General features: G+C 41.6%; 10 protein-coding genes and 1 other RNA gene. 9 read left to right on the top strand and 2 right to left on the bottom strand.

The annotated features are described in order from the left end of the window. Nucleotides 1-53 precede the first annotated feature (53 nt). The 4 genes from IGJ01_RS08340 to IGJ01_RS08355 all read left to right on the top strand — a co-directional run bounded on the left by IGJ01_RS08340 (nt 54) and on the right by IGJ01_RS08355 (nt 4,775). Entirely contained in the window at nt 54-2,105 is a 2,052-nt protein-coding gene (locus tag IGJ01_RS08340) for a glucosaminidase domain-containing protein (RefSeq protein WP_430601613.1), read from the top strand. Nucleotides 2,106-2,123: 18 nt separating this feature from the next. After that, nucleotides 2,124-2,603 carry a signal peptidase I gene (gene lepB / locus IGJ01_RS08345; RefSeq protein WP_430601614.1) on the top strand — a complete coding sequence of 160 codons (480 nt, stop codon included), beginning with the start codon at nt 2,124-2,126 and terminating at the stop codon, nt 2,601-2,603. 121 nt (nt 2,604-2,724) lie between these two features. Next, nucleotides 2,725-3,576 carry a hypothetical protein gene (locus tag IGJ01_RS08350; RefSeq protein ID WP_430601615.1) on the top strand — a complete coding sequence of 284 codons (852 nt, stop codon included), beginning with the start codon at nt 2,725-2,727 and terminating at the stop codon, nt 3,574-3,576. Then, on the top strand, nt 3,576-4,775 hold the full coding sequence (locus IGJ01_RS08355) for a hypothetical protein (protein ID WP_430601616.1): 1,200 nt from the start codon (nt 3,576-3,578) through the stop codon (nt 4,773-4,775). Before IGJ01_RS08350 ends, IGJ01_RS08355 begins: the two co-directional genes overlap by 1 nt. A gap of 75 nt (nt 4,776-4,850) precedes the next feature. Here IGJ01_RS08355 and IGJ01_RS08360 read toward each other — a convergent pair whose 3' ends face one another. Beyond that, nucleotides 4,851-7,172 carry a PBP1A family penicillin-binding protein gene (locus IGJ01_RS08360; RefSeq protein WP_008379831.1) on the bottom strand — a complete coding sequence of 774 codons (2,322 nt, stop codon included), beginning with the start codon at nt 7,170-7,172 and terminating at the stop codon, nt 4,851-4,853. Continuing rightward, nucleotides 7,162-7,800: a Holliday junction resolvase RecU gene (recU, locus tag IGJ01_RS08365; protein WP_005236038.1), complete on the bottom strand. Its 639-nt coding sequence runs from the start codon at nt 7,798-7,800 to the stop codon at nt 7,162-7,164. Before recU ends, IGJ01_RS08360 begins: the two co-directional genes overlap by 11 nt. Nucleotides 7,801-7,870: 70 nt before the next feature. Here recU and IGJ01_RS08370 point away from each other — a divergent pair, with 70 nt between their 5' ends. From IGJ01_RS08370 to IGJ01_RS08390, 5 genes are all read left to right on the top strand, one after another. Further along, on the top strand, nt 7,871-8,416 hold the full coding sequence (locus IGJ01_RS08370) for a DUF1273 domain-containing protein (RefSeq protein ID WP_042890769.1): 546 nt from the start codon (nt 7,871-7,873) through the stop codon (nt 8,414-8,416). A 71-nt stretch (nt 8,417-8,487) separates the two neighbouring features. Continuing rightward, the gene (gene gpsB, locus IGJ01_RS08375; RefSeq protein WP_005226142.1) at nt 8,488-8,898 is read left to right on the top strand and encodes a cell division regulator GpsB; all 411 of its coding nucleotides are present in this window, start codon (nt 8,488-8,490) and stop codon (nt 8,896-8,898) included. A 19-nt stretch (nt 8,899-8,917) separates the two neighbouring features. Further along, nucleotides 8,918-9,283: RNase P RNA component class B (gene rnpB, locus IGJ01_RS08380), an RNA gene on the top strand. A gap of 66 nt (nt 9,284-9,349) precedes the next feature. Further along, nucleotides 9,350-10,513, top strand: a complete 1,164-nt coding sequence (locus IGJ01_RS08385; RefSeq protein ID WP_005236030.1) for a THUMP domain-containing class I SAM-dependent RNA methyltransferase — start codon at nt 9,350-9,352, stop codon at nt 10,511-10,513. Then, nucleotides 10,510-12,024, top strand: coding sequence for a carboxypeptidase M32 (locus tag IGJ01_RS08390; protein WP_005236028.1), 1,515 nt, complete (start codon nt 10,510-10,512; stop codon nt 12,022-12,024). Before IGJ01_RS08385 ends, IGJ01_RS08390 begins: the two co-directional genes overlap by 4 nt. The last annotated feature ends 142 nt before the right edge of the window (nt 12,025-12,166 follow it).

Genomic DNA, 12,166 nt, shown 5'->3' on the forward strand with positions numbered 1-12,166 from the left:
CAGGTTTTGATCAAAACCAAGGATGCCGGCTGAAACAAGAGAAAGGAAACTGTATGAAGAGTAGAAAAAAGAAGTCATATTTAACATTATTCAGTGCTGGGATTTTAGCAAGCCAACTTTTTGTTTCTCCCGTATTACTGGCGAAAGAAAGCCCTCAGCCTGATAACTATTCAGAAAATACAAATGCCGAACAGCAACTTGATGACCAAGATTCATCGGCAGCAGAAGACCAAGAAAGTCAAGAAGACGTCAGCAAAGAGCAAACGGAGGACTCGACCGAGTTATCCTCCGAATCAAATGAACCGCTTATGGATTCAGAAACAGCAGATACCGTTGTAGAATCTCTTGATTCGTCTGAAGAATCAGACTCAACACAAACGACCGAGTCAGCGGAAACGACCGAACTAGAGGAATCAGAGTCCAAGGAACCTTCCGAGGAAGAGGAAAAAATAGATGCTGAAACGGACGATCTAGAAGTAGAAACAGAGAACAAGCCAAAAGAGACCGACTTGATTGATGAGTCATTGCTACCAAAAGAAAATGAAATTTCAACTGAGAGCAACGAAAATACTGAAAATGCAAAAAAAGAGGAGCCGAAAACACCTCCGATTATTGCACCTGAGCAAGTAATAAACCCTGTCGTTCAATCACCAGATGCTACTTCTGACTTGAAAAATTCTTTTTATGATGGACGTACCATTGATTTACCAGAGAGTTTTCGGGCAGCAAAGATCGCAGATTCGAATCTGTTAGATTTCACCTTGCCGATATTAGCTGATTATGATGCGCAATGGCAAGCGGCATTCGTCTACGAGATCATCGGGCAAATTGGTGAACTAGAAGAACCATTGACGATGGACGAATGGATCAATGAACGGATCAAAGCGGTTATAAAAGGAGAAGCTAGCTGGATAGAAAAAGAACAGCAGGTTGAACAATTACAACCGGGGGATCTTTTATATGACGCAAATAAGTTAATCGGTATCTACCTCGCAGATGGTTACCAAGCAAGTTTAGTGACAAATCAAGAAGAGCCAACGAAAACTGCCATCGAAGTTCAGCGGGTTTCTATCGAAGAGCCGCTATCGATCAGACGGCTATCAAATCCTGAATTGGCTACATATGGCAAAAAGCTAGTTACTGAATATCCAGCCCCTTACGAATTTACAGTGAATCAAAAGACCCAGACGTTTATTGAAACATTGGCACAAGAAGCCCAAAGCTTAGGGCAAGAATACGATGTCTTTGCTTCTGTATTGATCGCGCAAGCGATCCTTGAAAGCGGCAGTGGCGACAGCGGGCTTTCCAGCAGTCCCCATTATAACTTTTTTGGGATCAAAGGCAGTTATCAAGGAAACAGCGTGACTTTACCAACAATGGAAGATAAAGGCAACGGAGAACTATTCCAAATTCAAGCCGCCTTTCGTTCCTATTCAAGTTATCGAGATTCCATGGCTGATTATGTCAAATTGATTCGCGGAGGAATCACTGGAAATCCAACCTTTTATCAAGACGTGTGGCGCTCTGAATCAAAAAACTATCTTCGGGCAGCAGATGCTTTGACGGGCACTTATGCGACCGATGTTAATTATAGTAAAAAAATCAATTCACTGATTGCAGTCTATGGATTGACGCAATATGACCAAGTGATCGCAACAGAAACAGGCTTGTTTATCCAAGGAAAAGAACAAATTCCAGAAGAGTATCGCTCCCTCATGACATTTCGAGAATACAACGGTCGTGACTACAATCTTTCTGGTTCGTATCCTGTTGGACAATGTACTTGGTATGTGTTCAATCGCGTGAGTCAATTAGGCGGTCAAGTAGATGACTACATGGGAAATGGTGGTCAATGGGGCAATACCGGACGACGTTTAGGTTACAACGTCAGTCAAACGCCTAAAGCAGGCAGTATGATCTCTTTTGCACCTGGAACAGCTGGATCTGATCCTCGTTATGGGCATGTCGCTTTTGTTGAAGCCGTTGGTCCAAATGGTATTTTGGTTTCAGAAGGAAATGTCTATGGTGGAACCACAATCTCTTATCGCGTGATCAGCAATGAATTGGCGCACTCATCAAGTGTTTCATATATTATGCCAAAATAAGGATGGAGGGCTGGCAATATGAGTAAAAGGCATAGACAAATAGGTCTTCCTATCAGCGGTATCTTTTTGATGGTCCTTTTGCTTATTGCGTTTCTTCAGCCGTATCGACTGGCGTTAGTCAGAGGAACGTCCATGCTGCCGACGATCGAGGATCGACAAGTTGTGCTGATCCATAAAAAGCGCCAGCCAAATCGCTATCAGCTGATCGCTTTCGAACAGGAAGGGGAATTTTTGATCAAGAGAGTGATTGGTGTGCCGGGAGATTCCTTCGTTCGTACACAGGAGCGTTTATTGATTGAGGCGGAGGATACTGACTTTGATTTTTCATTTATGATCACTGTGAAGGATGAAGCCTTTGAGGCGTTGCCGATTCGGGGGTACCTCAAAGAAGATGAGTACTTTGTCGTTGGCGATGCACTGCTCACTTCAAGTGATAGTAGAGAATTTGGAATCATTTCAAGTAAAACCTTTTATGGTGTGGTGATCACGTTCTTCTGACACATCAGCTTCTTGAAAGGAAGCTTGCGATGATTCATTTCTTGCAACATATCAACGAGACTAAGTTTGTATCAAAAGGGATGAATAAAACGAATTTTAGTTTTGATGGAAGGAAGAGACTGTGATTTTTATTTATATTGGGATGATACTGCTTGCCATTGGAGCAGGTAGTATCATCGGTTGGCGATTGTATCGAGAATATTTATTAAGAAAAGTTGAAAAGCAGCTGTCGTCAGATGTTTTAGCCAAAAGGAAACTGCGTTTATTTAAGCACAACCTGCGTAGTGGGCACTTGCTAATTGTATTGGGCTGCAGTAGTGCCATAATCGTAAGTGTCTTGCTATTAACAGTTTTTCAACTGACAGGCGGCATTCATTTGCAAAAGCTGCAAGAAGAAACCAGTCAATTGAAAGAGGAAGTCTTCGCGCTAAGAACTGAGCAAACTGAATTGATGCGTATGCCGATTTTTGCTTATCCTGAGAACGGCTTTGCTTTTGAAGCGATTGATTGGGAGCATTTACTCGTATCCAATGATCGTGAAGCACAGTTTGCAGCTGAATATGAGTTGGCCTATCAGTTATCACCATATCTAGGTCGCACCGTAGCGATGATTTTTGTTGATCAGCCCTTGCAAGAAATCTTGATTGTTCTATCTAGCAAATTACCATCAATTGATGACTTAAACGGATGGGAAGAAAATTTTTCTCGTCTACTACATGATATGCAGAACGTTCCCTTGATCACCCAAGGAACCTTCTCTGTTCAATTTTCCAAGGATTCTGATCAGTCCTTTGAGCAGACGATCATTCGTGATGAGAATGGAGTTTGGACCCTTTTAGAACGCAGCTTTCCAAACACTGACGCTCAAGAAGTAGCTAATAACGAGGGGAGCGAAAGCATATCCTCTACTCCTCAAACGGATCAAAGTGAAACGATCAATACAAATGAACAAAAAGGCAGTGTGAAAAATTAATGATGAAAAAGAAAAACAAAGGTTTGTTTTCTGTCCAAAAGCTAATGGATGAAGTAAATCAATTATCCATAGGAGAGCTGAATGAATTTGAGGAGACAAATCAAGAAGAGGGAATCATTGAGGATCAAGGGTCCGCAAAGGCTACGCCTGAAAAAAAAGAGAAAGGAACCAATCGACAAGCGGACAATGAACCCCCTAAAACCCAGAAAGAAACAGCGAAACCTGTCGCACAGACTTTAGCAAAACCGATTTCTCACCAAAGAGTGCCTGTTGATCAACAGACAGATCAAAGTGTCAAAAAGATAGCAGTGCAGCAAAAATCCTCTGGTAACCGTGATAACCACGCCAAATATAGTCAACTCGTTGAAGACAAAGGAGAACGTATGGAGAAAGAATTGAGTATAAACCAGACACATAAGCAAGATTCAGAAGAACAAGAAAAGGATCATATGATTGAAAATTTATCTTTTGAAATTAAAGAATTGATTTTAGAAAATGAGCAACTACAGGAAGAAAAAAAACAGTTAAAAAAACAGCAGAAGGTAGTGGCTCAACAAGAAGCAGAGGCAAAAGAATTAAAAGCTTCGCTAGTAGAAGCGAATAAGAAAGTCAAAGACCTAGAAGAACAGCTTACAAAAGTAGATACAGAAAAACTTGAAGCAAAGATCCAGCAATTAGAAGCTAAGTTAGCTGTTCAGCAAGAAAAAGAGCAAAAAGAGAAACAAAATTACGAAAAGGAACGCGCTGAATGGACGTTGAAGCGGCAAGAAATCCAGCAGTTGCAAGAAGTAATTGCTGATTTGAAACAGCAATTGGCAGAAAAAGAAGAGCTTGCAGCAAAAGTTTCAGCTAGCGAATCAAATGAAGAAGTCGCAGAGCTTCAGGCGAAGATCGAAGCACTAAGGGAAGAAAATGCAACCCTACAAATCGAAAACGAGCAGTTCCAAACAGAAATCAGTGAGGTTTTAGTCTTTGCTAGAAGAAAAGCAAATCGCACGATTCAAGAAGCGAAGATCGAATCTGAACGAATGATCCGTACGACAGAAATGCGAATCGATGGCATTCATGATCGTGCCAAGGAGATTCTTTTTGAAGTGAACGAGACGAAAGAAAATGTGATTCATTTGTTTGACGATCTGCATAATCAAGTTTATCAGCTTTCAGATAAAAAATTGCTTTTTGAAGAGCTTGAAAAGTAAGCTTCTACATTTATATGGTCGTTATTAAAAAAACAGTAGATCAAAATCTGATCTACTGTTTTTCACTATTCTCAGTTATTCGGAGTTACCATCATTTGGTTCTGGTGGATCCGGCGGTGAAGAAGGATTTTCTTCACTGCTGGAAGGCGTTGTTGAGCCAGGATCCTGACTAGAAGCAGGAGGTGTAACGACCGAAGATGAATCATCCTCATCAGGTGTTGTCACTGGGGGTGTCACTTCGCTTGATGATTCTGTTGTACTTGATGGTGTTGCTTCACTACTTTCTGTAGAAGGTGTCGTCGGTTCAACGTACGAACTACTGCTGGAAGAACTTGGTGCTGAATAGCTTGGCTGCGTGTATGTCCCTTCAAGATAAAGCTCTCTTCCGATCCGTGTCAATCCGTCAGGCATTGTCCAGTCCGTGTTTTCTACAGAAGCAGAAACATAGCGCATCAATTCACGATAGACATCTGAAGCCACATGGGTACTACTATCAGTGATTGGTGTCATTTTGTCGTTGTATCCGGTCCATACCGCCAATGAGTAGGAGGGAGTATAGCCGGCAAAAGTTATATCCGGATAAGCACCGTTTGATGTATCCAGTTGTGCTAGCTGGTCATCGGTGTAATTGGAAGTTCCCGTTTTCCCTGCTTGGTATAACCCATCGATTTGCGCATTGGTCCCAGTACCGACAGAAATAACATCTTTCAAAATATCGGTCACCATATAAGCCGTCGTATCATCCATTGCTTCTTGACCATCAACTTTAAAGGATTCTTCATCTTCGGTCCCATCTTGCATGACGATTTTGTTGACGTACTGAGGTTCATAATAGGTGCCACCATTTGAAAACGCAGCATAAGCAGCGGCCATTTTCAGGCTGGAGATCCCATATTTTGTGCCATCTAATTTATCCGTATTGCTAGAAATCGCATTAGATTGAGTAATCGTGTGGTATTCGATACCCAACCCGCTAAGAAAGTCGGCGATATTATCCGCGCCAACTTCATCAAACAATTTCACTGCTGGTACATTTCTGGATTCTGCTAAAGCAGTTCGAAGCGTGATATTGCCCATATATTGGCGATCCCAGTTGTACACAGGAATATCGGTTCCTTTATAAGTATAAGGTTCATCTAAAATCATTCTACCGGTAGAGTCTTGTAGAAATTGGAAGGCAGGGCCGTAGTCTGTGATCGGTTTAACGGTCGATCCAAAGTCCCGAGCGACGTTGACAGCCAGGTTGTTTGCGAGAACGTCATCAACGTTGCGGGCACCAATTTGAGCCGTGACTTTGCCCGTATTGACATCAACTAAAGTAGCGGCAACTTGCATCTTGTCGTCTGGATAATTAACATAATCATCGCTGTTGACGATGTCATATAACCGTTTTTGCGCATCGATATCTACATTGGTGTAAATATCTAAGCCATCGGTATAAACATCTTTGCCGGTTTTTTCTTTGACTTCTGCGATCACTTCGTTGAAGTAATTATCAAAGTACTTCCACTCTTGGTTTTCTCGCGGGTTTTCTTGCAATCCTTCTTGAATATCTTCGGCAACGGCCGAATCATATTCCGCTTGCGTGATTTTCTCGTTTTCAAGCATTGCGCCTAAAACCACATCTCGACGACTTTTCGCATTATCAGGATGAGCGAAAGGATCAAACGCAGAAGGGGCATTTGGTAAACCAGCAATCAAAGCGGTTTGCGCTAGGTCTAGTTCAGCCAAAGGTTTGCCGTAAAACTTCATAGCAGCTGTTTGCATTCCGTAAACCCCGTTGGACATATATACCTTATTAATATAGTAAGTCAAAATTTCCTGCTTTGATTTGGTTTGTTCAAGCCGTACCGCCATCCAAGCTTCTTGCGCTTTTCTTCGTAACGTTTGATCTTCGGCGCTGGTAGAAAAGAAGGACAGCTTGATCAATTGCTGAGTCAACGTACTTCCGCCTTGCATACCGCCGGTTGTGGCATTGGATAATGCAGAACCAACGATTCGGATCGGATCGACCCCGATATGCTGATAGAACCGACGATCTTCGACAGAGACGATCGCATCTTCCAGCAGTTGGGGAATCTCACTTGCGGTGATTTTTTCTCTCGTTTCACTTCCGAATTCAGTGATCAATTCACCGTTGGAGGCATAAAAGCGCGAAGAAACAGTCGAATCCAAACGTGTTTCATCAAGTGCTGGTGCATCTTTGGCGTACCACCAAAACAGCCCCATTCCTGATAAAATCCCGATACAGCCTAAGAAAAATAGGCCCATAAACACTTTTAAAATAATACTCCCAATACTTCGTTTGCCTTTGGCTTTAGGGGGCTTTGGTGCTTTTTTAGCAGTGCCTTTCTTAGAATCATGCCGAGAGGTCCTCGATTGTGATTCATTTGCCATACTCATCATTCTCCTTCATCGTTAAAAATTGATCAACTGCTTTTAAATAGGGAATACGCGGCGCAATTGAAGGGATAATTTCAATCCCATTCGTTTCAATATAGGCCAGTGTCATTGATTTTTTTCCCGTTTCCTTTTGCAGGTGCCACTGAGAAACTAAGCACTTGCTATCTAGAAAAAAGCAGCGTTGTAGACTAGAAAACCATAAAAGAACAAAACATAATCCCGCTTGTTCCAAACAGTCTTCCATATGCTTGATTTGGTGTGGATGAAAATTTTTAAAGGGAAATGACGTTTTGTTTTGAGTCTCTTTCGCTTCAAAGTCGATATATTGCCCTTGATAAACCCCATTGTAATCGGTGGTAGAGGCCTCTCGAAAGTAGGCTTCTTTAATTACTGCGGCGCTTCTTCTCGGATAATCTACCTTGACGATTTGAACTGGTGTCGGTTTCTTATGAATGACCGCAAGTTTGCGATTTAAATAATAAAGGTTGCTTTCATTGATCGCTTCTTCAAAACGCATCCCACGATTGGCATACGTTTTTGGCTTTATTAGTTTTTCTTGCATTTTTTGTTTTTTGCCGTCATCATAGGTAGTAGATTGTCCATTCGGGTAACGAATAACCATGTTGTTCACACTCCTAGGCAACATTATACCAAAAAGTCGTTTGGAAAGAAAAGAGATGACCAGAGAAACAATGAAAACCTTATACTTTACTGGCTATCGTAATTATGAATTAGGTGTCTTTCAAGCAAAAGATCCCAAGATTGCAGTTATTAAGAAAGTAATAATGTCGGCATTGACCAATTATGTCGAAGAAGGGCTAGAATGGCTCTTGATCAGCGGGAATCTTGGAGCAGAGCTGTGGTGTGCCGAAGTCATTGAACAATTAAAACAAACATACCCGGAACTGAAACTAGGAATTATTTTTCCTTTTGAAGGGTTTGGTGAAAATTGGAACGAAACAAATCAGCAGGCACTGCAAACAGCGAAGTCATTTGCCGATTATGTCAATGCCACCAGCCATAAGCCTTACCAAGACCCCAGTCAATTAAGAAATCATACAGCGTTTTTACTGGAGCATACTGAAGGCGCACTTGTGTTATATGATGACGAATTTCCAGGAAAACCTAATTATTTCTTAAGAGATGCGAAAGCCTATAGTGAGCAAAATCCCTACTTTATTCATCAAATAACAATGGATGATTTACAAAACGCAACATTTGATAGTAATTTACTTTGATTTTCGTATATTTTTTGATAGAATGGTCTAGAAAGTGAAAACCATTTGGAATAAACAATGAGGTGTAAATAATGGCAAATTTAATTTATAGTCCAAAAGATATTCTGCAACAAGAATTCAAAACAAAAATGCGTGGATATGATCCAGTGGAAGTGGACGAGTTTTTAGATAATATCATTAAAGACTACGAAAGCTACAATAAAGAGATCTTAGCCCTGCAAGAAGAAAACGATCGTCTGACAGCGAAAATCGATCAATTGTCGAAAAACCAAGCAATCGCTTCTCGTGTTCAACAAGAAGCACCGAAAAGCCAAACAGTCACAAATTTTGATATTTTAAAACGTTTGTCTAATCTTGAAAAAGAAGTTTTTGGCAAAAAGCTTGATCGTGAATCAGAACCTGTCACTCGTTCTTCTTCATACAACAGCAACTATACAAATGCTGATTTTGAAGATGACAATGAAAAAACCCGTCAATTCTAATGTAGAAAAGATAGTTGTGGTTTTCGGGTAATTGCGGCATAACTCGATTATGCTGAGGAAAGTCCATGCTCGCACAAGCTGAGACGCTTGTAGTGTTCGTGCCTAGCGAAACCATAAGCTAGGGTACTTGAGAAAGTAACGGCAGGAAAAATGGCTAAGGTGCAAGCTATGCTAAAGTATCCTTGAAAGTGCCACAGTGACGAAGCAAGCCGGGAAACCGTCTTGGTGGAACGCGGTAAACCCCTCGAGCGAGCAACCCAAACAATGGTAGGGGCACTTTTTGCACGGAAATGAACGGAGCAAGAAGGCAAGTAATTGCAGATAGATAATTACCCAGTGTTTTCTTCTCCCTGAGGAAAATACGGACAAAACATGGCTTATAGAAAATCACAACCTATCAGGGAATCCTTCCAGCAACGGAAGGTTTTTTTATACCAAGAAGGAGAGCGTTATGACTGAAAAAACATTTAATTGTATTGCCACCGCTGCGAGCGGTTTAGAAGCACTAGTGGGCAAAGAATTACGGGATTTAGGGATCGAGTGTGAGGTTGAAAACGGCCGAGCGCGCTTTAAAGGGACAATGGAGACCATTGCTACCGCGAACTTGTGGCTCCGTACAGCCGACCGTATCAAAATCGTCGTTGGGGAATTTGACGTATTGACTTTCGATCAGCTGTTTGAAGAAGTTAAAGCGTTACCGTGGGAAGACTTTTTACCGTTAGACGCTGAATTTCCAGTAGCCGGAAAATCAATCAAATCAAAATTGTATAGTGTACCTGACTGCCAAGCGATTACCAAAAAAGCAATCGTCAATCGCTTAAGAGAAGTATATCATCGTCCGGCAAGTGTGCCGCTGACTGAAACTGGCGCTTTTTTCCAATTAGAAGTCGCTTTATTGAAAGACCATGCGATGATCACATTGGATACGACTGGCCCTAGTTTGTTTAAACGCGGCTATCGTTTAGAAAAAGGGGGCGCACCTCTGAAAGAAAACATGGCTGCGGCTTTAGTGATGCTGACAAATTGGTACAAAGACAAGCCTTTTGTCGATCCCGTTTGTGGATCAGGCACATTGTGTATTGAAGCAGCTTTGATCGGCCATAATATCGCCCCTGGATTTAATCGGGAATTTGTTTGCGAAACGTGGGATTGGTTCCCAGCAGAAGTATTTGAAAAAGTACGGAAAGAAGCAGATGAAGCAGCAGATTATGATGTCGAATTAGATATTACCGGTTCGGATATCAATGGTCGAATGATTGAGATCGCCCGCCGGAATGCGGAAGAAATAGGTCTTGGAGACTCGATCACCTTCAAACAACAAGCTGTTAAAGACTTTAAAACAGAAAAAGAGTATGGTGTCGTTGTGGCTAACCCTCCTTATGGCGAACGCTTAGGAGAAGAAGAGTCTGTTCAGCGACTGTATCAAGAAATGGGCCAAGTGTTTCGACCGCTTAAAACCTGGAGTAAATACTTTTTGACCAGTGACTTGACTTTTGAGACCCATTACGGCGAAAAAGCGACAAAAAAACGCAAATTATACAACGGTGCGATTCGTACCGATCTCTTCCAATACTGGGGACAACGTCCGCCACGCAAAAAGGAGTTTGCTGAATGAAAGAACAAGAATTTCTGAAAGAATTAAAAGAAATCGATCTATTACAACAAGCAATGGGGATCTTAGGCTGGGACAATCAAACGGGGATGCCAGAAAAAGCCAGTGATTACCGGGCGGAAGTTGACAGCTATTTATATGGCCTCTATTTTGACAAAAAGATTGGAGAGCCGATCCAAGAAGCAATCAGCTATTTTGGGAAACACCCAGAAGAATTATCAGAGGTTGGGAAAGCGGCTTATCAGCTAGTCAAAGAAGAGTATGAATTGCAAAAAGATGTACCAAATGAGTTGGCGATGGCGGCTTCCGCAGCAACGTCAAAAGCACATACTGCTTGGCTCAAAGCCCGTAAAGAAAAAGATTTTTCTTTATTTAAAGACGCACTTTCTGAAAATATTCGCTTGACGAAAGAATTGATTCCTTATTGGAAGAAGAATGAGCTGACAAACTATGATGTGTTGTTAAACCAATACGAACCAAATATGACGGTTGAGATCTTGGATAATGTTTTCTCACAAGTGAGAGATGGTATCATGGATATTCGTCGTCAATTGGCTGAAAAAGGAACAGCACCAGATACTTCGATCCTGTCACGTAAGATGACCGAAGCGCAGCAACGTAAATTTATCTCAAAAGTGATTGCCGACTTAGGCTATGACTTTTCTCGCGGCCGCTTGGATAATACGGTCCACCCATTTGCTACGGGGATCAATCACAACGATGTGCGTTTGACTACTCGTTGGAGCGAAAACGATTTTTCAATGGGACTATTCGGTGTAATTCATGAAGCCGGACATGGAATGTACGAGCAAAATATTGACGAAAAATACGAAGGAACACCGGTTCATGAAGGAGCGTCTATGGGGATCCACGAATCTCAATCGCTGTTTAATGAGATCATTATCGGCAGTAATCGCAATTTCTGGGCCAAGCAATACCCATTTTTCCAAGAATGTGCGGAAGGCTCATTTGATGATGTGTCTTTTGACACCTTCTATGATTCTTTGAAGCATTCTAAAGCCAGCTTGATCCGTATTGAAGCTGACAGTTTGACTTACGTAATCCATATCATTATTCGTTACGAGATCGAAAAAATGATCTTTAACGAAACCGTATCGATCGATGAACTGCCGAAAATCTGGAATGACAAATACGAGGAATATTTAGGGATCCGTCCAGAGAATGACCTTGAAGGAATCTTACAAGATGTTCATTGGTCAGGTTCCAGCTTTGGTTACTTCCCATCCTATGCGTTAGGGTATATGTATGCCGCGCAATTACTGCATGCGATGGAAAAAGAAATCAATGTCGATGAAGTGTTGGCTTCAGATGATTATTCACCGATTCGTAAATGGCTGACTGAAAATATCCATCAATATGGCGCATCAAAGAAACCAAATGAATTGATTTTAGATGCAACGGATGAATTATTGAATCCTCAATATCTATTAGACTATTTACGCAAGATCTATTTTAGTGTCTATAAAATCAGCGAGACGCAAGATTTCGCTTAAAAATAACGAGTGGAAAGAAGCTTCGCAAGACGTTGCCGCCCTAACTGTTTCGTGGGATGCTCGTTTTGTTGAACTTCTTTTCCTTTTGTATCGATAACCACTGAAAAAAGGAAGGCTTGCTACTTTCGTATCGAAAGAAGGA

Origin of the sequence: Enterococcus sp. AZ089 (genome assembly GCF_050547225.1) — a bacterium.
Lineage (GTDB): Bacteria > Bacillota > Bacilli > Lactobacillales > Enterococcaceae > Enterococcus_D > Enterococcus_D entomosocium.